This is a genomic window from Anaerorhabdus furcosa (genome assembly GCF_900167375.1).
Classification (GTDB): Bacteria; Bacillota_I; Bacilli_A; order Erysipelotrichales; family Erysipelotrichaceae; genus Anaerorhabdus; species Anaerorhabdus furcosa.
The window spans coordinates 42734-66833 of sequence record NZ_FUWY01000002.1 but is presented as its reverse complement, the minus strand read 5'-3'; the positions used below and the strand labels follow the sequence as shown (position 1 = coordinate 66833).

General features: G+C 31.5%; 25 protein-coding genes. 5 read left to right on the top strand and 20 right to left on the bottom strand.

The annotated features are described in order from the left end of the window. Positions 1-62: 62 nt before the first annotated feature. Entirely contained in the window at positions 63-1604 is a 1542-nt protein-coding gene (gene guaA, locus B5D14_RS03425; protein ID WP_078711195.1) for a glutamine-hydrolyzing GMP synthase, read from the bottom strand. A 189-nt stretch (positions 1605-1793) separates the two neighbouring features. Here guaA (B5D14_RS03425) and B5D14_RS03420 point away from each other — a divergent pair, with 189 nt between their 5' ends. Beyond that, positions 1794-3083, top strand: coding sequence for a DUF2130 domain-containing protein (locus B5D14_RS03420; protein WP_078711194.1), 1290 nt, complete (start codon positions 1794-1796; stop codon positions 3081-3083). A 233-nt stretch (positions 3084-3316) separates the two neighbouring features. Here B5D14_RS03420 and B5D14_RS03415 read toward each other — a convergent pair whose 3' ends face one another. From B5D14_RS03415 to B5D14_RS03380, 9 genes are all read right to left on the bottom strand, one after another. Beyond that, positions 3317-3643 (bottom strand): hypothetical protein, encoded by a 327-nt coding sequence (locus tag B5D14_RS03415; protein ID WP_078711193.1) that lies wholly within the window; start codon positions 3641-3643, stop codon positions 3317-3319. A gap of 11 nt (positions 3644-3654) precedes the next feature. Further along, on the bottom strand, positions 3655-4062 hold the full coding sequence (locus tag B5D14_RS03410; protein WP_078711192.1) for a helix-turn-helix transcriptional regulator: 408 nt from the start codon (positions 4060-4062) through the stop codon (positions 3655-3657). Between the two features lie 317 nt (positions 4063-4379). Next, positions 4380-4697, bottom strand: a complete 318-nt coding sequence (locus B5D14_RS03405) for a type II toxin-antitoxin system RelE/ParE family toxin (protein WP_078711191.1) — start codon at positions 4695-4697, stop codon at positions 4380-4382. Further along, entirely contained in the window at positions 4684-5001 is a 318-nt protein-coding gene (locus B5D14_RS03400) for a type II toxin-antitoxin system RelB/DinJ family antitoxin (protein WP_078711591.1), read from the bottom strand. The genes B5D14_RS03405 and B5D14_RS03400 overlap by 14 nt, the downstream gene beginning before the upstream one ends. Positions 5002-5069: 68 nt before the next feature. After that, a complete protein-coding gene (locus B5D14_RS03395; RefSeq protein ID WP_078711190.1) occupies positions 5070-5903 on the bottom strand; it encodes a class I SAM-dependent methyltransferase in 834 nt (277 codons plus the stop codon). 289 nt (positions 5904-6192) lie between these two features. Continuing rightward, a complete protein-coding gene (locus tag B5D14_RS03390; protein ID WP_078711189.1) occupies positions 6193-6597 on the bottom strand; it encodes a VOC family protein in 405 nt (134 codons plus the stop codon). A gap of 41 nt (positions 6598-6638) precedes the next feature. Beyond that, the gene (locus B5D14_RS03385; protein ID WP_078711188.1) at positions 6639-7472 is read right to left on the bottom strand and encodes a helix-turn-helix domain-containing protein; all 834 of its coding nucleotides are present in this window, start codon (positions 7470-7472) and stop codon (positions 6639-6641) included. 156 nt (positions 7473-7628) lie between these two features. Beyond that, positions 7629-7733, bottom strand: coding sequence for a hypothetical protein (locus tag B5D14_RS12410; protein ID WP_425351954.1), 105 nt, complete (start codon positions 7731-7733; stop codon positions 7629-7631). A gap of 150 nt (positions 7734-7883) precedes the next feature. Next, positions 7884-8816 carry a helix-turn-helix domain-containing protein gene (locus tag B5D14_RS03380; RefSeq protein WP_078711187.1) on the bottom strand — a complete coding sequence of 311 codons (933 nt, stop codon included), beginning with the start codon at positions 8814-8816 and terminating at the stop codon, positions 7884-7886. Between the two features lie 226 nt (positions 8817-9042). On the opposite strand from B5D14_RS03380, the gene B5D14_RS03375 reads away from it, so the two are divergent. Then, positions 9043-9675: a hypothetical protein gene (locus B5D14_RS03375; protein WP_078711186.1), complete on the top strand. Its 633-nt coding sequence runs from the start codon at positions 9043-9045 to the stop codon at positions 9673-9675. Further along, complete coding sequence (locus B5D14_RS03370; RefSeq protein WP_245289553.1) at positions 9672-10319, top strand: transposase; 648 nt, start codon at positions 9672-9674, stop codon at positions 10317-10319. The genes B5D14_RS03375 and B5D14_RS03370 overlap by 4 nt, the downstream gene beginning before the upstream one ends. A 217-nt stretch (positions 10320-10536) precedes the next feature. On the opposite strand, the gene B5D14_RS03365 is transcribed toward B5D14_RS03370, so the two are convergent. From B5D14_RS03365 to B5D14_RS03320, 10 genes are all read right to left on the bottom strand, one after another. After that, positions 10537-11970: a glycoside hydrolase family 1 protein gene (locus B5D14_RS03365; protein ID WP_078711184.1), complete on the bottom strand. Its 1434-nt coding sequence runs from the start codon at positions 11968-11970 to the stop codon at positions 10537-10539. Next, a complete protein-coding gene (locus B5D14_RS03360) occupies positions 11970-13337 on the bottom strand; it encodes a PTS transporter subunit EIIC (RefSeq protein ID WP_078711183.1) in 1368 nt (455 codons plus the stop codon). Before B5D14_RS03360 ends, B5D14_RS03365 begins: the two co-directional genes overlap by 1 nt. Before the next feature lie 116 nt (positions 13338-13453). Further along, the gene (locus tag B5D14_RS03355) at positions 13454-14284 is read right to left on the bottom strand and encodes a PRD domain-containing protein (RefSeq protein ID WP_078711182.1); all 831 of its coding nucleotides are present in this window, start codon (positions 14282-14284) and stop codon (positions 13454-13456) included. A 15-nt stretch (positions 14285-14299) separates the two neighbouring features. Beyond that, the gene (locus B5D14_RS03350; RefSeq protein WP_200804750.1) at positions 14300-14782 is read right to left on the bottom strand and encodes a PTS sugar transporter subunit IIA; all 483 of its coding nucleotides are present in this window, start codon (positions 14780-14782) and stop codon (positions 14300-14302) included. A 130-nt stretch (positions 14783-14912) separates the two neighbouring features. Next, complete coding sequence (locus B5D14_RS03345; RefSeq protein ID WP_078711180.1) at positions 14913-16142, bottom strand: MFS transporter; 1230 nt, start codon at positions 16140-16142, stop codon at positions 14913-14915. Positions 16143-16372: 230 nt separating this feature from the next. Continuing rightward, positions 16373-17725, bottom strand: a complete 1353-nt coding sequence (locus B5D14_RS03340; RefSeq protein WP_245289552.1) for an MATE family efflux transporter — start codon at positions 17723-17725, stop codon at positions 16373-16375. Beyond that, positions 17718-18578, bottom strand: coding sequence for a GNAT family N-acetyltransferase (locus tag B5D14_RS03335; protein ID WP_078711178.1), 861 nt, complete (start codon positions 18576-18578; stop codon positions 17718-17720). Before B5D14_RS03335 ends, B5D14_RS03340 begins: the two co-directional genes overlap by 8 nt. Before the next feature lie 221 nt (positions 18579-18799). Beyond that, positions 18800-19876 carry a PDDEXK nuclease domain-containing protein gene (locus tag B5D14_RS03330; RefSeq protein ID WP_078711177.1) on the bottom strand — a complete coding sequence of 359 codons (1077 nt, stop codon included), beginning with the start codon at positions 19874-19876 and terminating at the stop codon, positions 18800-18802. Between the two features lie 187 nt (positions 19877-20063). Continuing rightward, the gene (guaA, locus tag B5D14_RS03325) at positions 20064-21365 is read right to left on the bottom strand and encodes a glutamine-hydrolyzing GMP synthase (protein WP_078711176.1); all 1302 of its coding nucleotides are present in this window, start codon (positions 21363-21365) and stop codon (positions 20064-20066) included. 21 nt (positions 21366-21386) lie between these two features. Beyond that, positions 21387-22577 carry a coenzyme F420-0:L-glutamate ligase gene (locus B5D14_RS03320; protein ID WP_078711175.1) on the bottom strand — a complete coding sequence of 397 codons (1191 nt, stop codon included), beginning with the start codon at positions 22575-22577 and terminating at the stop codon, positions 21387-21389. A gap of 108 nt (positions 22578-22685) precedes the next feature. On the opposite strand from B5D14_RS03320, the gene B5D14_RS03315 reads away from it, so the two are divergent. Both B5D14_RS03315 and B5D14_RS03310 read left to right on the top strand, forming a co-directional pair. Continuing rightward, positions 22686-23552: a LysR family transcriptional regulator gene (locus B5D14_RS03315; RefSeq protein WP_078711174.1), complete on the top strand. Its 867-nt coding sequence runs from the start codon at positions 22686-22688 to the stop codon at positions 23550-23552. A 61-nt stretch (positions 23553-23613) separates the two neighbouring features. After that, positions 23614-24096: a flavodoxin family protein gene (locus tag B5D14_RS03310; protein ID WP_159443708.1), complete on the top strand. Its 483-nt coding sequence runs from the start codon at positions 23614-23616 to the stop codon at positions 24094-24096. Positions 24097-24100 lie beyond the last annotated feature (4 nt).

Here is a 24100-nt window from a genome sequence, read left to right as displayed (position 1 = left end):
TTTTTCAGTGGTAATACGTAAAAAATCTCGATAAAAATCGAGATTCTCTATAAAGAAATAAATTATTCCCACTCAACAGTTGCTGGTGGTTTAGAAGTAATATCATAGCAAACGCGATTTACATTCTTTACTTCATTTACGATTCGTGTAGAAATTTTATCTAGAATTTCATATGGTATTTTTGCCCAGTCTGCTGTCATTCCATCAATTGATGTAACTGCACGGATCGCAATTGTGTAGTCATATGTTCTTTGATCACCCATAACACCCACTGAACGAATATCTGGTAAGCATGTAAAATATTGCCAAATTTCTCTTTCAAGATGCGCATTTGCAATTTCTTCTCTTAGAATTGCATCTGATTCTCTAACAATTTCTAATTTCTCTTCCGTAATTTCTCCCAACACTCGAATGCCTAGTCCTGGTCCTGGGAAAGGTTGTCTCCATACCATTGATTCTGGTAAACCGAGTTCAACTCCTAAGGCACGTACTTCATCTTTAAACAATGTATTCAATGGTTCAATTAATTTGAATTGCATATCATCAGGTAACCCACCTACATTGTGGTGTGATTTTATTGTTTGTGCAGTTTTTGTACCACTTTCAATAACATCTGTATAGAGTGTTCCTTGTGCTAACCACTTAATATTTTCACCTTGAACTAATTTCTTCACTTCTTCATCGAAGGTATAAATAAATTCATTACCAATAATTTTGCGTTTTGCCTCTGGATCACTTACACCTTTTAGTTTATCTAAGAAGCGTTTTGATGCATCAACTTTTGTTAAATTGATTTTCATGTTTTCGCCAAACATTTGCATTACACTTTCGGCTTCACCTTTACGAAGTAATCCATGATCAATAAACATACAATATAAGTTGTCACCAATTGCTTTATGTAGTAGTGCAGCAACTACTGATGAATCCACTCCACCAGATAGAGCTAGTAAAACTTTATCATGTTGAACTAGTTCACGAATTTTACTTACTTCCATGTCTACAAAACTCTTCATGCTCCAATCATTTTTTGCATGACAAATTTTAAACACAAAGTTCTTTAGCATATCCAGACCAAAATCAGAATTTCTAACTTCCGGATGATATTGAACTGTATAAATCTTCTTTTCTTCATTGCTTGTTGCAGCAAATGGACAAGTATCACTTGAAGCATCAACTACGAATCCTGGTGCAAGTTTTGATACTTGGTCACCATGTGACATCCATACTGTTTGTTCAAGTGGTAAACCATCAAATAATAAGGATTGATTTGATACCTTAATTGTTGCTCTACCATACTCCTTTGTTTCGCATGCTTTAACATCTCCACCATTCATATAGTGAGTCATTTGCATTCCATAACAAATTCCTAGAATAGGTAATCCTGACTCAAAGATAGCTGGGTCACACTTAAATGAATCTTCATCATAAACACTATTTGGACCACCACTAAAGATAATCCCTTTAACATCTCCCATAGCTTTAATCTCATCGATTGTTAAGGTATTAGGATGTAGTTCACTATAAACACCAAACTCACGTATACGACGTGCTATTAGCTGATTATATTGACTACCAAAATCAAGTACTATAATTTTATCTGACATTGTAAATCTCCTCGAATTGTTCTTAATATTACACTATAAGAGAGTATTCGTAAATACTTTTTATCTATAGTTTTAAAGAGTTATTTCTATCTCTATGTATTCTTTATCATAAATCTACAGCTCATTTCATCTTTATACCTATTTTATGATATGATTTACTCAATCATATGTTATAGGAGGACCAGCAAAATGCATGAAATCAAATGTCCACAATGTGGCACCGTATTTACAATTGATGAAGTCAATTATGCAGATATTTTAAATCAAGTACGTACTAGTGAATTCAATCAAGAAGTTCATGAAAAATTAGAACAGATAAAAGCACAATACAACAGTGAAATTGCACTCGTTGAAGAAAAATCACAAAATCAATTGCAAAAAGAACTCGCAAAAATGGAACAAGTAATTTTTGAATTACGCGCTAAGAATGATGCAAGTAATCAGTCAGAAAAGTTGGCAATTGCAGCCATAGAAAAATCTATGCGTGAGGATATCATCGAAAGAGATAAACAAATAGCCTTACTCAACAGTAAACTTCAAACTTTAGAAGAAAATAAAAACTTTGAAATTAACCATGCTGTTTCACAAAAAGAAAGAGAACTTTTAGAGTCACAACATAAAATAGAACTTCTTCAAAAAGAAACAGAAATAGAGAAGTCATCCATCAAGGAAAAATTTGAACTTGAACTACGACAAAAAGAAGAAACTATTGCATTCTATAAAGATTTTAAAGCTAAACAATCTACCAAGATGATTGGTGAATCACTTGAGCAACATTGTGAAATTGAATTTAACAAACTGCGAATGACTGCTTTTAGAAATGCAAGTTTCTCAAAAGATAATGATGCCAAGTCTGGTAGTAAAGGAGATTATATCTATCGTGAAAACGATGATCATGGTATTGAAATCATTTCAATCATGTTTGAAATGAAAAATGAAGAAGACCAAACAACAACCAAGAAAAAGAATGAACACTTCTTTAAAGAATTAGACAAAGATCGACACGAAAAGAAATGTGAGTACGCAATCCTTGTTTCTATGTTAGAGCAAGACAATGAGTTGTACAATACTGGTATCGTCGACGTATCCTATGAATATGATAAGATGTATGTCATCCGTCCACAATTCTTTATACCACTTATTACATTACTTAGAAATGCAGCACTTAATTCACTACAATACAAACAAGAAGTAGCACTAATGAAAGAACAAAATATTGATATCACTAATTTTGAAGATGACCTCAATGCATTTAAAACAGGTTTCGCTAAAAACTTTGAACTTGCAAGTCGTAAGTTCACAACTGCAATTGACGAGATAGACAAAACAATTACTCACCTTCAAAAAACCAAAGAAGCTTTACTATCTTCTGAAAATAACTTACGTATCGCAAATGATAAAGCTGAAGATCTAACAGTTAAGAAACTTGTTAGGAAGAATCCTACAATGAAAAGTAAGTTTGAAGAATTAAAAAAATAATGAAATAAAAATGAGATTTCTTTTATTAGAAAATCTCATTTTTTATGTTTGATTTAAACTATTTTTTCAAATATCTTTCTACCTTTTTTGAAGATGACCTGTTGTCATTACATGTGCTCAACTTAATATCATGAGGATCGATTCCAATAAAACCTGCCTGAGTTCATAAATTGTATTCTTAGTCTAAATTTTTATAATCATCTATTCACTTGATCATCTCTTTTTGAATTATTTTAAAATACACCATTAAGTAAAGCCGTTGCCATCGTACCTAATGCTCCAACAACAATAAAACATAGTGACACTAATGCGTATTTTTTACGTTTTTCCATAACTCGCCGATCTGTCTCACTCATATTTGAGATATATTTATTTCTACCTAATAAATAAAGTAATAATCCACCACTACCATTATTGCCACCCATTGAAAATATTCCCCAAAATACTGGATGTTTCAAATCTCTACTCTTCGCATCCAAATAAATCATTTTAAACATTTGATATGCCAAAGTGACTGCACCCAGCATCATCACAAATATAAATATTCCGATATACCACATAACTTTTCCTCCTATATTTTTTTAATAATTTGATAAAATAAAAAACTTGTACTTAGTATTCCAACAAACATTGCGACAAATATAAATGAGTGATTTGTTTCAATGATTCCATTGAATAGAATAAAGGTAATTACTAATAAAATGTTCAATACAATCGCCAAAATAAGTTGTCTATTACTTTTAACAATATTTGTCGATTCTTCTAGATGTTCAATCATCTTTTCATCTCCTTTTAATAGCTCATCGAGAGTTACACCATAGAGACTACTAAGTTCAATAATGTTGATGATATCGGGATAACTTCTTTCATTTTCCCAATTGGACATTGTTTGTCTTGTTACCCTTACTTTATCCGCAACATCTTCTTGTGTTAATCCGGAGTTAACACGTGCTTCTTTTAACTTTTTTCCAATCTCCATATGATCCTCCTTGAGTAACTAAATCATGTCATTTTAATGATTTTTCGTCTATCAAATATTTTTTACATTGTCATTTTTATAGGTTTGTCCAAAATTTTGGTCATCTAACTTGTGATAAATCGGTTGCTTTTTATCAAAAGTACAATAAAATTCAAGTCCAGATTAATTGCATCATTCACAATTGATTCTCATTGTAAATTAGTAATCAAATTTCACACCTAATCCTGCTTATCAGATTTTCTTCTTATATTATATTAGTATAAATAATAAAACTTTGCACTTAGTTGATACTAGGCAAAGTCTTATTTATTTCGTATTTAAGTTTTACTCACATCAAAATATTGGTTAAATTCAATCGTACTATATAACACATTAGTTACAATAACATCGTCATCTTGAATTAAATAAAATACAAAGTAGTTATCAATTTTCATTCTTCTTAATTGATTAAGTCCTTCCATTTGAATTATCTCAAATCGTTCTGGTAATGTAACTAGACTCATAATTTTATCTGTTATTCTAGAATACTGTTTAATCGCTATTTCAGGTACCAACAAATCAAGAGCAATGTAGTTATAGATTTCTCCCATATCTATAAGAGCATTTTCTGTTATTTTAATTTTATATTTTTTCACGCTTTACTTTTCTTTTAAATTTATCAAATGCTATTTGGGCATCTTCTACATTACCATTCTTAACATCATTCAATCCTTGTTTAAGCTTATTGAGTAATTCATCATCTGTCATACCCTCAATGTTGATATTAGGAGAAGGCTTAGGAAGTGAAATAGCGAACGGAATACCGCCAGTCATAGATATTTGATTTAAATACATATCAATGGCAATTGACATTGGAATACCTAATTGGTTTAAAACTTCTTCCGCCCGTTCCTTTACAATAGGATTTACTCTTAAATTTAAAGTTGCTGTTTTTTTCACAATCATACCTTCTTTCATGTCATCATTGTAACGCATTTGTCGTTACATATCAATTGGATTAATACAAACTATTTTCTTGCTACAATTGCCATAGTATTTCCCTTGCCAGTATATAACTCACCACAAAGTTCATTATAGAATGTACAGGAGCTAAAACCTGCCTTCAATAAATCATTCCTAATTTCTTCTTCAGTAAATACATGCTCCCAAACCATATAAGATTCAATATTTTTATTCTCTTCTTGTACAATAATATATTCATTTAAAAATGTACTTTCTTTTTCATAACGATAAAAAGCATGAAGCAATAAATGATCTTTTTCACACCAAAACCCACTTTCATTGAAACTCCACTTCTTAAATTCAGGTTTATTTGTATACTGTTCCTTAGTAAATACATCAAAGATAAATACACCACCTTCATCAAGCACATGAAGTACTTTCTTCAATAAGTTTACTCTTATATCTGGTGCTAAGACTCCAAAATCACAATAAATCATGGTTACAAGATCCATCTTTTCATCAAACTCATGATTTGTATAGTCACCATGAATATAATGGATATTAAGATTTTGTTTTATTGCAGAATCTTTCGCATAATCAATAGAACGCTTCGAAATATCGATACCTACCACCTCATATCCTTGGTTTTTAAATCGCTCACAATAAATCCCTGGTCCACACCCTAAATCAAGCAATTTATGATATGTCTTACTTGGTGCTATTGAAGATATCCAATCTATAGATTTTTCTACAATTTCTAATTTGCGAGTTGCTCCTTCAAATTCAGTATCCAAATGTGCTTCTAACATCCCTTTTGATATATGAGAATCCTCCCATATATTTTTTGATTGTTTGTATAATTCTGGTTTATTTTTTATTAGTTCAAATAATTTTTCCATATTTCCCTCTTCTAACGATAGTTACAAAATAAAAGACCGTGTAATTTCACAGTCTGCTTATACTCTAGATGTGAAATTCAATAAATAATCAATTTGACATGATAATAACACCTAGATTCTAGGTAGTTAACCATCAATTTTGATTACTTATGTTTTCCACGTTTCATTCACGTTACTGATTATGTAACATCAAATGCGCCGGATTCATCATCTCCCTTTGCTTTGTAACTATCGTAATTGTATTATAATTAAACTTTTCCATTAATACAACTTTATATTTTATCAACTACTAAACTGTAGAATCCATGAGTTCAAATAAGTTACCTTCTGTATCTCTAAAATAGGTGCATCTCATTCCCCAATCTTCAATTAACTGTGGCTCACCTAAGAAGATGACACCCGCATCCTTTAATCTTGCATAATCACCATCTAAATCATCCGTTGGAATTACTGCAACAATTGTATCTGGTTGAGCATTTGTTTGAGGTTGTGTGTATCCTTGGAACATGCCCATTGCGTCCCCACTAAATATTGCAAAACAAGGTGCACTATCTTGTGCTATTGAAAATGAAGTATAAGGCCCATTTCTATCACCCCATATTGGATAAAGTCCCAATTTTTCTGAATAAAAATCAAAGCATTCTCCATAGTTCTTTCTAACTAAAATACGAATCGTAGTGTCTTGAAATCTCATCTAATCATCCTTCTTTCTAATAAGTTATTGATATTATATGCTTAATATTTGGTGATTTCATTGTAAAAATCGGACATGTTCTCTCGATATTGTTGCGGTGATAATTTACACACAAGCTTAAACTCTCTTACAAAATGAGAAACATCATAGTAATTTAATTGTTCGCAAATAGTAAACAATGAATTATCTTTTTCATTTAATAATTGTATCGCTTTATTCATTTTAACAATCCTAGAGAAGGATTTCATACTGATGCCTAGGTATTGATTGAATAGACGATTTAAATGCCGACTGCTGTAGTATGAATGATGTGAAAGATAATCGACATTTACCATACCTTTCATTTCTATAATTTGTTTTATGACTTCTTTCAATTCATTAGGATATTCAAACAACAAATGTTTTTTGAGTGTTTCTTCCATTCTACTCAGTAACTCTTTAACCGTTAAACTACTGATAAAGATATCACATAATTTCTTATTTAATGTTGAATCAATGTATTCAAAAGGAATGATTTTATCTTTCAATTCATTTTGTCTAAGATTACTAAACGAATAAAATCCTGCAGGTTGAAATTCTATAATAAAGATAACATCACATTGATTCGCAAGTTGTCCAACACATTGTGGTTTTGTAGAAGGTCCAAAAAGAAAACTATAACTTTCATTTTTATAATGAAACAAAACTACGGTAACACTTCCATGAGGTAGAACAGTATATGAATTTGATATCATTTCAATTGTTGGAAAAGTAATCGTGATATTTGATATATAGGGTTTTAGTTCATCACATGGATACAAATAGGCGTAGTCTTCCTCATATTGTAATACTTCTCTATGCTTTAAGGCTTGCTTAAGTGATGTTTGATTTATCATAAGAACTATCCTTTTCTATCTTAACTATACTATATCATTGTTACTTATTCTTTCTTTATCTTTTTTAAATGCTACACAAAATTGTCATCTTCTCTTACACATTTCTTTTTTACCACCACACATAAAGCAAGCCTTACATGACTTTATCTCTTCATTTTAGAGATGAATTAATTCAGTTTTAATATTTTCTTTATGTAACTTATCAAAAATTCTCTTAATCAATATTTTTGTATTTCCTTTTATTCTAGCACTACCATTAATAGCAATTACTTACATACACATCCTCCTTAGATACTTTGCCTTTCTTAAAATATAAACTTAACTATTAGAAATAAATAATCCCTAGTTTGAACAGTGTCTAACGCTTTATAGTTATATTTTTTTAAATGCTTAAAATAAAAAGAACATGAGTTAAGTTTTCATGATCTTTCTTATTGGCAACCAAAATTTACGTTCAATTTGCATTGATTCATGATTTTCTTCTATAAACCACTCTCTTGGAAATAGATGTTCTTCCAAATAGGTTCGATTATCAAAATCCAATTCATAATCTTTAAGTTCTAGCATACATTGATAAATTACTTGAGATGAACTCTTCATCGATTCTCCTATATCTATGTTTCCATCCTCGTCAAATTCATTTAGAACAACATCCCCTACCAAAAATAATCCACGTGGCATACTTGTAGTATTGAGATCAAAAATAGAAGTGTCATGACTTTCATCATTGGTTAGCAACATTGTCGAAATATATTCATGTTCATTATCTGAACTATTATTGGGATGATGTCCCATTGGAGCATATCCAAAATATCTCCTTGCTGAATAATCATTTAAATTTTTTGTAGCCCATCTACGCATTTTATTCCACGCGTCTTTTTCAGGTGTATCACTCTTTGCACAAAAGATAATTGCTGTTTCTTCTGTTATCTCTTCAATTCTCACAACTGGTTTATCTCCCATAAGCATACAATCTTGAAAAAGATGAGCAGAAAATACGATAGGTTTAAATATTTTATATTGTCCTGATTTTCTCACTCCACTTGGTGAGTTACCATGAAATCCTTGAAATGCTCTAGTAAATGATTCAGGTGATTCATATCCATATTTAAAAGCTAAATCATATATTTTTATGTCTGATTCAACTACTTCTTTTGCAGCCTCACTCATCCTTCTAAATCGAACATACTCACTTATCGTTATATCTGCCATGAAAATAAACATTCTTTGAAATCTTGTCAACGAACAACATCCTATTTGAGCTACTTCACAATAATCAATTTTACAATTCAAATGATTTTCAATAAATTTTAATGCTTCATTCATTTTATTTATCCATTCCATTTCACACTCACCTCTACTCTTAATATAACATTTCTAGTAAACTAAAACCTTGCATTAAAAATATTTCCCTGCAAGGTTTATTAGTAATATACCATTTACAGGGGATGGGAATACGCTATGACAAAAAGTGGGGATTAAAAATCCCCAGTTGTTGTAAATAAACACAATTCAACTATCATGATAAACTACTTTCGTGTGGTCTAATTCACAAATAGGTAGTTTTATTTTGGAAAAATATGAAAAGTTAATTTTAGACCTACTTAATCTAAAACCCAGTTCTATCAAATCTATCGATAGTTGTAAAACAGAAGATGACATATTACTTATTCGTCTTGTATTAAGTAAACCAAGTCACTGTGAATGTCCCTATTGTAGTTCTACTAAACTATTATCGAAGGGATATATTGAAACAAAGATAAATCATTCAACGGATTATCTTCAACCCTCAGTTATTTACTGTAAAAAACCAAGATATCGTTGTACTCAATGCCATAAGACATTTACTTCAAATTTCTATTTAAATCCACAATACACTCAAATTACTTATGCTACAATTCAAAAAATCATGTATTGTCTTAAAAGTCATACCCTGACATTTACTCAAACTGTCAAAATAGTTGGATGCTCCATCCCTACTGTGATTCGAACATTTGATAAGTATTGCCATTTAGCTCCACTTTCATTTCCTGAAGTATTGTGCATTGATGAAGTCTATACCAAAAATTCAGATTACGATTCAAAATATAATTGCATCTTCTATGATTTTTTTCAGAAAACTGTTATCGATGTCACTCCCTGTAGGAAGAAACATTACTTAACTATCTTGATTTATTCTCTCAGCTGGAGCGCAACATTGTGAAGTTTGTATGCATTGATATGCATCGCCCCTTTAAAGACGTGATTCAAATCAAATTTAAAAAGGCAATCATTTGTGTCGACAGTTTTCATGTCATTAAAACACTCAATGATTGCGTTGCTAATATTAGGATGAGGATCCTACGTCAATATGATTCCTCTACCCAAGAATATTATCTTATAAAAAATTGGAAATGGCTATTACTTGGTTCTACTGTTAATCTTGATAATCGCGGTGAATACAATAAAAGATTTCGAAGACACATGACTTATCGCGATTTACTGAATGCCATGTTATCGATTCATCTAGACCTTCAGAATGCTTACGAGTTAAAAGAGGCCTATCTTCTTTTCAATGCTACAGGCTCCTTGGATACTGCTGCTCAATCTCTGGATGAGTTCTATGCTCGTTTTGTTGAGACCAATATCCCTGAATTTGCTGACTTTATTTCAGCTATTTATCACTGGAAAGAAGAAATTATTAATTCTTTTACGATCGTCCATGGTCGACGTATTTCAAATGGCATTGCTGAAAGTCTAAATGCTAAAATTCAACTTATTATCTACAACTCGAAAGGCATCCATAATTGTGAACGCCGTAAAAAAAGAATCATTTACGCTTTGAACAAAAATAGTTTTTCTCCTTAATTAATTTTCGCTATGACCACAAAAAAAGAGCGTTTAGTTTTTACAAATTTTACGCTCTTTCTCATCCCTATTTTGTTATAGACACTCCCCACCTTTGTTTGAGTTATCCCCACTTCTTGTTAGAGTGCCATAAAAATTCATAACAGTTGCACATTAAAAATAGGAATCTACTCATTTGTAGGTTCCTATTTAAATAAACAGTCAATTCATGATATTGCTATAAATTTTCTCCATTTGATTCAATAACTTTCTTATACCAATAGAATGAATCTTTTTTATATCGTTTAAAACTTCCATTTCCTAAATCATCTGTATCTACATAAATGAAACCATATCGCTTTTTCATTTCTCCTGTTGATACACTTACTAAATCAATGCACCCCCATGCCATATATCCAATCAAATCTACACCGTCATCAATTGCTTTTTGCATCTCAATAAGATGGTCTTTAATATATTCAACACGATATGGATCATTGATTGTTCCATCCTCATTGAGTACATCCCTACATCCAATACCGTTTTCAGTAATCATTACTGGCACTTTATATCGATCATATACCTTAAGTAATGTATATCTTAATCCCACAGGATCAATCGGCCAATCCCACTCTGTTTCTTTCAAGTATGGATTTTTAATACCACCCATAATATTACCACTAGTCTGCTCATCAAATTTCAAAGTACTTTCAGAAATGCTCTGGTAATAAGAGAATGTGTAGTAATCACAAATTCCTTCTTTTAGAGTTGTCTTATCTTCCTCAGTTAGATTGATATCTACTCCTCTTTTTTCAAGTTCTTTTAATGTGTAAAATGGATACTCTCCTTTTAACATGATATCAGCACATGTATTGTTATATAATAAATCATTCTTAAATACAGCTAAGACATCATCAGGATGACATGTTCTTGGATATCTTGTAATATGGCAAATCATAGTACCAAAATGAAATTTCGAATTAATTTTTCTTCCTTCTTTTACTGCTTTTGCTGAAGCAAGGAATATATTTTTTAATGCTTTCATTCTAGTTTCAAAATCATCTGCTTGTCCTTGAAATGTACATTCTTCTTTTGGAAAAATTGCTCCTTGCCCTAGTGCACTCAGTGGTAAAAATAAATTATTTATTTCATTAAACGGCAACCAATAGGTTACATATTGTTCATATCTTTCAAATAATGTTTTCGCATATTTTACGTATAGATCAATAACTTTTTCATTAGTCCATCCATTAAATTTCGTTGCAATTGCTAATGGGATATCACTATGAGAAATAGTAACGACAGGTTCAATATTGTATTTTTTTAATTCTTTGAATACATTCTCATAAAATTCAAGACCTTTTTCATTTGGTTGTTCATCATCACCATTAGGGAATATTCTAGCCCACGATATAGAGAATCGATATGCTTTAAATCCCATCTCTGCAAATAACGCTATGTCTTCTTTATAACGATGATAGTGATCAATAGAAATTCTTGAAGGATAGAAATGTTCTTCATCAATTTTTGGTGTTATCAATCGAGGATTAGTGTGTGATCCAACAGTAACAATATCATATACTGATAATCCTTTCCCATCTTCAAGGTAGGCACCTTCTATTTGGTTTGCTGCTGTTGCTCCTCCCCATAGAAAATTTTCTTTAAAACCCATTATTCATCCCTCCATTTAAGAACAATCATCATTCCAATCGCAACGATCATTGCTGCAAATACTCCTACTAGATAATAAACAAAGGTATCTGTCATTGCCAATACAATTGTTCCAAAAGGTACAAATCCAAAAGATAAATACTTAACTTTAAACATTGCCATAATTGCTCCTCCAACAGCTCCACCTACTACTGTCGCAATCAAAGCTTTACGATATTTTGTAATCAAACTAAACAATACAGGTTCTGTAACTCCTATTAATGCAGTAATCCCTGTAGAGAGTCCAACTGATTTGGTATTTTCTTTTTTTGCTTTAAAGAAAATATAGATTGCACATGCTGCCATTGCAGAATTCGATGCTGCTGAAGTAACTGGATAAAGAAAGTCATAACCTAGAGTTGCTAAGTTTTGTGCAATAATTGGTGACATTGCAACTTGCATTCCTGACATCAACATAAATGGATAGATAGCTCCGCAAACAGCTCCACCAAGAGGACCTAATGCTTCATACAACCAAAGGACTCCCTCCGCAATAAATGTACCAATCCATCCACCAATCGGTGCAAGTAACACCCATCCGACTACTGCAGCTAACATTACTGTTATTAATGGTGTAACAATAATATCAATCATCTTAGGTACAAATCGCTTACAGATTCTTTCAATGTGTGATTGAAAATAAACTGTTAGAATTGCCGGTACTACTGTCGATGAATATGCTGCATAAGTTAATGGAATTATTCCAAATAATTTAATGCTAGTTCCTGCCATTCCAGAAAATGCCGGAAGCATTAATATAGCACTCGTAGTTGCTGCAAGAACAGGATTGCATTTGAATCTCTTTCCTGCTGAATATCCAATTAATACAGGTAAGAAATAAAACGCTGCTTGTGCACAGTTAAAGAAGAAAACATATGTATCTCCTGTTGCATCAATCCATCCAAATGATTGTACTGAATAAAGTACACCTTGTAATAAACCACAAGCTACAATCGCTGGTATGATTGGTGCAAGTATTGATGTCAAGACATCCAATAAAGTTGGAAAAAATGTTTTAATCGTTAATTTTTTCTTTTCACCATCTAAATTTTCATCAATTGCTGTTTCCTCTTTCATATCCGCAATCTTACATACTGCTTTATAGACATCTTCTACTTCATTTCCAATAATGATTTGGAATTGTTCTCCAGACCATTGATTACCTACTACACCGGATAATTTATTTATTTCATCTGCTTTAATTAGACTTTTATCCTTTGTTGTAATTCTTAATCTTGTAACACAGTGAGTACAATAACTTATATTTTCTTTACCCCCAATTAAACTTAAAATCCTACTAGCGATTTCTTCATAATTCTTTTTTGTCATGTCTTCTCCCTCCAATTTTGAATTATTTATCTTAACAGTTTGGACGTCTCAAACTGATTTGACCAAAAATAAAACCCCACACAATAAACTCCTGTTTATTTGTATGAGGTCAAGCCCTACTGGTAACAATCCTCTCGTATACATAATCTATTTACATGTAACATTAAATACAATTTTTCTTCATCATTCAATTCTATTTTCATTTTATCCTTCAAATATATACTTATTTTTTCAGTACATTCATATGTTTCTTTGTAACTTGTGATGAGTGTTTCATAAATCTTTTTATTCTTCGTATTAATAAGTCTCTTCTCTTTTAATCGTTTTAATAAATAATGCATATGAGAAACAAACCTAGAGTAATTAAAATCTTCTCTACTGATTGAAGTATGAAAACTATCTTCGATAATTTTTGTTATTTCATTGATTAATTCATCACTCTCTACATTAACACTATTTTTTTCTTTTTCTTGTGCATTAATGATATGAATTGCGATTGATGCAACTTCTTCTTTTGGAAGTAAAATATTATACTTCTCTTTAATCAACTCCACACCATATCGCCCTATTTTCATTTCTTCTTCAAAAAGTTGTTCAATATCATTCGCTATTGGAAGATTTAATACTAAATTTTTCTTATAGCGTTGTATACAGAAATGAATATGATCCGCTAGAGTAAATACTAAGTTTGAACTAATGTTGCTATCTAGAAGTTGTCTTGCATATAAAACTATTTTATCAGAGATTTTAATAATATCCTCTGGAATTTCATTGATCATTGCAATATAAGAAACATCTACATCATAATAGGTTCTTTCTATTTTAGAAAGTTCTACTTCATCTGAAGTCTTGTGAAATCCAACGCCCTTGCCAAAAACAACTAACTGATTTCCAGCAGAGTCCATACATAAAGCTACATTGTTATTAATGCTTTTAAGAATTTTCACAGTTCTCCTTCCCTATCATTTCAATGATATGACAACACTATCTAAGTCAACCTTACTTGGTTTGCATATGTCTAATTCTATATCTTTTGATGTAATTATCATAGGAGTTAATAAATTCATATTTTGTGACTCCATATAACTGCGATCAATCTTTAACAGGACATCACCTTGCTTAACCTTATCTCCTACTTTAACCTCAACCTCGAATCCTTGTCCATTCAAATTAACAGTATCTAATCCTACATGAATTAGAATTTCTATTCCATTTGCATTCAAACCAATCGCATGTTTTGTTTTAGCAATAAGGATAACTTCGGCATCACAAGGCGAACAAATTGTATCACCCTTGAATTTAAATGCCATACCTTCTCCCATCATCCTCGATGCAAAAACTTGATCAGGTACATTATCCAAATTAACGCTTTCACCAATTACAGGTGCATGTAACTCTTTTATCTTTTTCTTTCCAAATATAGTAAACATGTTCGTCCTTTCCATATAAAAATCCTCGGAGATAACCCACATAAGTGTCAGGTCAAGCCTCCGAGGAGTAACAATCCTATTTACATTTCGATATTAGCACATATGTAAAATAAATGTCAATACAAAATAATTTAAATAGATTTAATCAATTATTTTTTGTTTCTTTTGAATTTTTAAATGCCGGTAAGAATAGCGAAGTAAACGCAATGATTAAGATGATGATCCCCGATAAACCAAACCACCTTTGTATTCCTATTCGGTCTGCAAATAAGCTCGAGAAAATAAGCCCAATTGGCATCGCTAAACTCATCATACTACCTAACAAACCAAAAACTCTTCCCAAATATTCTGGTTCAATTTTTTCTTGGAATATTGCTACTTGAACACCATTATAAAATGGAACAGACAATCCCATAAATGCACAAAGTATAACAAAAGGAATAAATCCTGATGGTGGTAACATACCCGTCAGTAATAATGAGACTCCCATTAATGCAATAGATCCTACTATGTTGAGTATCCTTCTTTTGAAGCCTCCCCAAAATCCAAGAAGTAATCCACCAAGTAGCATACCTACAGCAAATGTAATTTCTACAATCGATGCATGGAATGTAGTTCCATTGAAATAATCCAAACTCATGAGTGGATATAATGCACTAATAGGCATAAATACGATTGCATAAACAGTTCCTACACAAAGCAAGGTAAATAAAAGTTTATTTCGTTTTACGGCGTAATAACCTTCCTTAAATTCTGCAAAGAACTTATTTTGGACATTCTCTCGTTTCATTTGTTTTGGTATTGCAACAATTGCAACCATAAGACTTGCGAATAATGCTCCACCCACATCCATTGCCACAGCTACATTAAGACCCCATTGATCATACACAATAGCCGCAAGAACTGGACTTAAAATAAAACTAACCGATTGAATTGACTGTGTATAACCAGCACATTTTGCTAACTGATCTTCTGGTACCAGTAAAGGTGTAGTCGCATCCAAAGCAGGTGAGTGAAAAGCTGATCCTACGCTACGAATAAAAAGTATAACCATAATTACCCAAATAGGTAATTCAATGGATAATGAAATAATTACTAAAGCTAATCCTGATGCTGCAACGATTAAATCAGCACCAATCATTACAACTTTCCGATTCCACCTATCTACAAAAACACCAATCATTGAACCAAGGATTGCTTGTGGAAGAAAACCCACCAAACTCGCTATTGAAAGTATCATCGCAGAACCCGTAGTACTAGTTAAATGCCATATGATTACCATTTGAAGAACTGCACTCGTAATCAATGATATGGCTTGTCCAAACCATATTGTATAAAATTTTGTTTTCCAATTTTTATTCATATATCTCTTCATATCCTTACTAAAATGAAAATATAATTTCGAGCACTAAAGAAATCAATAAAAATCAGTTATGATTCACAATCCATGTACTGCAATTATATTTTTATTTCATTAACGAATACAGAAGAATCTCTGCCTGTAATTTAAAGTTATCATGTTGCATTTTAACTGTCAATGAATGTAACCTTTTAGTAAATGCAACATGACATAATAAATAAAGCTAAGTTTTATTGCATGAAAACTTAAAGGTATTGATATTCATTTTTATTCTTTAATATAAAGTAAATTGAGATAAATATCGAAAAAAGTTCCGCTAGTGGGACTGCTAACCACACTCCTAAAACACCATAAATCGTTGGTAATACTAATAAAGCTATCGAAATAAAAATAAAGGTTCTAAGTGATGATAGTATTGCCGATACTCTACCATTTGATAATGCAGTAAATGTTGCAGATGTAAAAATATTTAGTCCACAAAACAAGAAACTAAGTGGAAAAATTAAGAAACCTTGTCTGGCTATTTGATATACCTCTGTTCCTACTGGAGTGAATATGCTAACTAAAGATTCACCTAAAATTATCGATATAATAAAAACAAGAAATGAAACGATAGAAACAAAGATTAAACACATCTTGAAAATCTTTTTCAGTTTTGTATAGTCTTTACTCCCAAAATTATAACTAATAATAGGAGCTACCCCCATAGAGAATCCAATATATAATGATGTCAGCAAGAATTGTGCATAAATAATAATAGTAATTGCAGCAACTCCATTTTCGCCTAATAACTTCATCATGATGATATTGAACAGAAAAGTTGTAATTGCAGCAGCAATTTGACTTACAAATTCTGAAAATCCATTTGAATTGCATTTCCATAATATACTCAAACTGAATATAGGTTTTTTGAAATAAAGTGTACCTTTATTTTTTAGAAAAAAGATGATGCCAATAATTGTAGGAATTAAGTAACCTATTCCTGTTCCAAGGGCAGACCCCGCTATTCCCATACCCATAGGGACAATGAATATGTAATCCAATAGTACGTTAATTGCTCCAGCTCCTATTGATAAAAACATTCCAAATCCTGGTTTACCCGCAGTAACAATTAAGTTTTGAAAAAGTACTTGCATGATACTAGCAGGAGTAAATAGAAGTAGTATAAATAGATATTTTCTACAATACGGAAACAAAAGATCACTCGCTCCCAATCCATAAATAATTTGATTTATAAATAGAGAACCGACCAGTGTAACTAAACACCCTAAAACAACTCCTGAAATAACGATAAACGTAAAAATTCTTGATGCTCTCTCACTATTCCCTTCTCCCATCTCCTTTGCTACGATTGCACTACAACCTGTTGCTAGCATTGCACCAAGTCCCACTACAACATTAATTACCGGAGTAACAATATTTAATGCTGATAGTGCATCCGTATTTACAAATCGAGAAATTACCACTGTATCGCCAATTGTATACAGTCCCATAAAAATCATCATTACCATAGAAGGCAAAGCAAATTTCAATAACGATATAATTGTAAAATTTTGTGATAGAGGATTATTCGCACTAAGATTTAATGATTCATTCACACTCATCTTCCTCCATATTAAACTTCTCTAAAATAAATTTTTGACTAGGATATCCATACTCTGTAAGTAACTCAGCTTCTGCAAAACCAAGTTTTTTATACGTATCTCGATAGCCTGTATCCGCTTTATCTCCTTCTCTAAACGTTGTGATATAAATAGGTCTTTCAGATAAAATCTCATGGTATAAACGCTTTAAAAATGATTTTGCTATATCATGTTTTCTATATTGTGGATGGATACCAAGAAAATCAATGCTTCCTAGTTCTTTGTTGAAAGCTAGAGCACCAATGATCGTATCTTCATCATATATTACGAATGCTTGCTTACAATCAATATACCGTTTTAATACTTCTCTATACTCACTTTCTTTTAAATTTGGAAAACCATCAATGACCTGATGAACTAAATCCATCCACCTACTTATATCATCATCTGACGCATAGCAAATATCTCTTCTCCAATCGATTTCTGTTGTAATTCTAGTTGGTTGCTTATTCAAATTATATCGTAGTTGCAATGGATAAAACTCTTCTGCTTTTCTATATTGCATAGGTGATTTCTTATACATAAATTTGAAAACTGTCGTAAATGCTTGTTGACTCTCATATCCAGCAATCAATGCTATTTCGATGATTGACTTATTAGAAAATACAAGCAATTTTGCTGATTCTGTTAGTTTGCGTCGTAATACATAATCATGAATTGTCATATCAGCTATATCTATAAATACCCGATGTAAATGATATTTAGAGTAATGAACTGCATTTGCTATCGTTTCTAAATCTAGTTTTTCAGTCAAATTACTTTCAATATAATCTAAAACAGTAACTACATTAATTATGTTTTTTTTCATTGCAACTTCCTCCTTTCAACAAGTTATTATACGGATTATTATGATTAAAGTTTCATTATTATTGCTATCTTTATCATTATAGATGAGATGTCTTTAGTACTATAACTCTAGCCAATGATCTTCTTATTTTCAAATCTTCATTTGTACTATGAAAATTTCACAAAGATAAAAAGATGTGATAAATATTTATTTAACATGATATTCACTGTTTGCACAACCATTTATTTTTTACTAACTTCACTTTTTTGAAGATAAAACATTGCTTTTTGCGTTTCAATTTCAGCACGCAATTCCTTTTCAGTAGGTAAATAAAGCTTGTATTTGGTCGCAAATAACTGTTCATTGCCATGTAGTATAGAGTATTTCGCTATATCCTCATCTGTATCTGAACATAACACTATACCAATTGTTGGATTATCATCTTCATTTCGTTTCAAATCATCAACCATACGAATATACATGTCCATTTGCCCAATATCTTGGTGTGATATTTTATTCGTTTTTAAATCAATCAACACAAAGCATTTCAAAATATAGTTATAAAACACCAAGTCAATGTAGTAATCTTGCTTTTCAGTATGAAGATGTTGTTGCCTTGCAACAAAAGCATAGCCTTTTCCTAGTTCCATCAGGAATTTTTGAATATTTGATAAAATACTCGATTCTAAATCCGTCTCAGTAAAAGTACTATTTGGAGTAAACCCTAAGAATTCCGCAATCATGGGATTCTTTATAAACTCGAACTTATCATTTTGACATGATTTTGTTAATTTTCTCATTTCATTTATAACTAATTCTTTTTGTTGAGTCTTCAACAAGCGATAATAATATTGGGAAGAAATATTTCTTTGAAGTGTTCTAACACTCCACGTTTCATTTATTGCTTCATTTTCATACCAATTTCGTGCTTCTAGATCATTAACTTGAATAAGAACAGAATAATGTGTCCACGAAAGTGCAATGTTTCTGAATTTTCCAATCACTGATTGGAAAATGTTTGGATACATTTTATAAAAATTGTAAAAGCTATATAAGTTTGATTTTGTGAAGCCTTTGCCATATTCTTCCGTTAACTTCTTCGATAACTTTTTTATTACATTTGCACCATATTCCGCTCTATCTTCACCAAGTAAACATTCTTCAAAAATTCGTTTTCCTATTAACCAATTTCTTTTTATTAAAGAAACATTAACCGTAGTATATGCATAACTTTTTGCGGATTCAATTATAGATTTTGTATCTATAAAAATATCATCTGTCTTCTTATAACTTATACTATCTAATAATCCATATTCCATTTTCTATTATCCTCTTCTATATAGTCCATCAATTATTTATTTGATTTCACATCATGAATTCCTAAATAAAACTAGTAATTTTAGAAGAATAATTTAATTAGCATACGTTCAGTGATTAAACTTATATAACACAAATAAAAAGTGCTAGTTTTCACTAACACTTACAAATTAAGTCTTTAAAGCTTTTTTATTCCCACTCAATGGTTCCACATGGTTTTGGTGTCATATCATAACATACACGGTTTACATTAGGAACTTCATTTAAGATACGATCTGTAATCTTAAGCAGAATAGGCCATTCGATTTGTTCAATACTGGCAGTCATTGCGTCAATTGTATTAACTGCACGTAAGATAATTGGGTATTCATAACATCTTGCATTGTTCTTTACACCTACTGATTTAAAATCAGGAATAACTGTAAAGTATTGCCATACTTTTTTATCTAGACCATTCTTAGCGAATTCTTCACGTAGAATTGCATCAGCTTCTCTAAGTGCTGTTAAACGTTCTCTAGTGATTGCACCTAAACAACGAACACCAAGTCCTGGTCCTGGGAAAGGTTGACGATAAACCATGTCATGAGGCAATCCTAATTCTTCTCCACATGCACGTACTTCATCCTTGAATAATTGATATAGAGGTTCTACTAATTGGAATTGTAGATCTTCTGGAAGTCCTCCAACATTGTGATGAGATTTAACTACTTTTGCAGTTTTTGTACCACTTTCAATAATATCTGGATAGATTGTTCCTTGTGCCAAGAATTCAATGCCATCTAATTTACGAGCTTCCTCTTCAAATACACGAATGAATTCAGCTCCAATAATTTTTCTCTTTTCTTCTGGTTCACTAACACCTTCAAGTTTACCTAAGAAACGATCAACTGCATCAACGTAGACAAGATTTGCATCAAGTTGATTTCTAAATACTTCAATTACGTCTTCAGATTCACCTTTTCTCATTAGTCCATGATTTACATGCACACAAACAAGTTGCTTACCAATTGCTTTAATTAATAGTGCAGCAACTACTGATGAATCCACACCACCTGAAAGTGCAAGTAATACTTTTTTATCTCCTACTTGATTACGGATAAGTTCAACTTGATCATTAATAAAATTCTTCATATTCCAGTTTGCTTCTGCACCACAATCATTGAAGATAAATGTTTTTAAACCTTCTTTGATTTCTTCATCTGTATTTGCCCATGCATCTGAATTATTTACTTTTGCAAGTTCATGTCCTACAGCCAACACTGGGATTCCTAGTTCATAAATGGCAGGATTTACATCAATTGTTTCACCATCAACAACATTATTTTCTCCACCATTAATAATGATTCCTTTTACATTTAATGCTTCAATTTCTTCTGGTGTAATATCATGAGGTTTGATTTCACTATATACACCACAATCTCTTATTAGACGTGCTATCTTGGTATTATCATGACTTCCTAAGTCAAGTACTAAAATGTTATCTTGTTTCATACCTTCTCCCATCCTACAAACTTAGTTTGTATAGTTATCGAAATACCCTTGAACTAAAACGACTGGTGTTCCTTTATCTCCAGAACCACTTGTTAAGTCACATAATGAACCAATAAGGTCAGTTAATTGACGAGGTGTAGTTCCTTGTGATGCCATGTTTCCTACAAGGTTATTGTCTTTCTCACGAATACTTTTTGATATTGCTTCTTTTAATGCTTCGCCACTTAAATCTTTGTAGTCATTGTCTGCAAGATACTTTAACTTCAACTCATTTGGAGTACCAATTAAACCATCTGTGAATGCAGGTGATACACAAGGATCTGCAAGTTCCCAAATCTTACCTTGAGGATCTTTAAATGCACCATCTCCATAAACCATAACTTCAACATGTTTTCCAGTTTTATCTAAAATACTCTTTTGAATATCCAAGACTAAATCTTTACATTCTCTTGGGAATAATTTAACTTTATCTTCAGTTGATTTATTAGAACCTAATAAACCATATTTTTCATTATAACCTTCACCATTAACACTTGATGTGATGATATCATCTAAACCACAAACAACTTTAGCACCAGCCGCTTTAAGAATACGTTTTGTACGAGCACGTGTATGAATATCACATGTTAAGACACAGTCAGTGTAATTTAGAATTGTTTTTGCTTGATTAGCAAATACAACTTCTACCTCTGCTCCTGCTTCTTTGATAATGTTGCTATAATAATCAACATAATCAATACCAGTGAATTCATGTTTATTTTCACCAAATAATTCTCTATATTTTTCTAAAGAAAGTACATCTGAATAAGGATTAACTCCTGCTTCATCAAGTTTGTCTAAAGAAACTAATTCATTTCCTACTTCATCACTTGGGTAGCTAAGCATCAATACAACTTTTTTAGCTCCTTTAGCAATTCCTTTTAAACAAATTGCAAAACGGTTACGAGATAAGATTGGAAATATTACCCCGATTGTTTCTCCCCCTAATTTAGCTTTAACATCTGCAGCAATTGCATCAATGCTTGCATAATTACCTTGTGAACGAGCAACAATTGATTCAGTGATTGAAATAACATCACGGTCTCTTAACTCAAATCCTTCACATTGTGCAGCATCTAAAACACTGTCAACAACAATCTTAGCTAAATCATCATTTTCACGAATAATTGGGCATCTAACACCCCTAGAAACAGTACCTACTTTTCTTTCCATTTAATAAACCTTTCTAATGAGTTGAACTCATTGCTACTTTATTATAAACTAAAGTTAATCATTAGTATAATTAAACTATAGTAGTTTTAATATAAGGAGAGCTAATATATGAACATTAAGTTAGAACAATACAAGATTTTTAATGAAGCAGCCACTACATTATCCTTTTCAGAAGCCGCCAGAAACCTTTTTATTACACAATCTGCGGTATCACAAGCAATTAGTCTTCTCGAAAAAGAACTCCAAACACAACTCTTTGTTCGAATGAGAAAAGGGGTAACTTTAACCAAAGAAGGCGAATTACTTTATCAAAATATTAATCAAGCATTAAATCTCATTACAAATGCTGAAAACCAATTATCAAACTTGAGTGAACTCCAAGAAGGTGAGTTAGTTTTGGCAGCAGGTGATAGTGTTAGTGAATTCTTCTTAACTCCTTATTTATCTAAATTCCATGATTTATACCCAAATGTAACGATTAAAGTAGTAAACCGTACAAGTATAGAAATTTACGAATTATTAAAAAATGGACAGGTCGACTTAGGTTTTGTCAATTTACCCATCCATGATGATTCTTTATCATTTAATGAATGTTTCTTAATTCATGATATCTTTGTCGGTAAAAATCCCACTGATAAAATTTACACATATAAAGAACTATCAAAATTACCTCTTATCCTTTTGGAAGAGTCTTCTAATAGTCGTAATTTTTTGAATAAACAATTTGCCAAGAACGGAATCAAATTAAATCCTCAAATGGAATTAGGAGCCCATAGCTTACTTTTAGAATGTGTTAAAGAAAGACTAGGGGTTGCATGTGTAATCAAAGAATTTTCTTCTCGTTATTTAAATACAGAAGTCTTCGAACTCAATGTTCAGCCACCCCTTCCTACACGTAGCATTGGATATGCTTACTTAACTCGTAAATCTTTATCCGCACCATCAATAAAATTCATTGAACTCATTAAGCAATAGTCAGATGATATTCACATACTTTTTTATCAATAATGCTATGATAAATATAGAGGTGATAAAAATGAAAACTCTAATTGTATATTACTCACTCGATGGAAATACTGAACTCATTGCACAGCTTATAGCAAATGATATTGAAGCTGTAAAATTAAAGATACAACCCATAAAGGAAATCCCTACAAAAGGTTTTATGAAATACTTTTGGGGAGGTAAAAGTGTTGTATTCAATGAATTACCAAAAATTGTGTACCCTATTATTGATGTAAATGATTTTGATTGCATTTATATTGGAACTCCAATTTGGAACAATAGTTATGCACCCCCATTATCTACATTCTTTCAGGAGAATAAGATAGAAGGAAAAGAAATAGTTCTTTTTGCTTGTCATGGTGGCGGAGGTGCTAAAAAAGCCTTTGAAAGATTAACAAAGATATTGAAGAATAACCACATTATAAAAACAATGGAATTCAAAGATCCACTAACTCAAAATAGAGATGAAGTAATCAAACAATTGAATGTACAGTTACAAAAGGAACGATATTAATCGT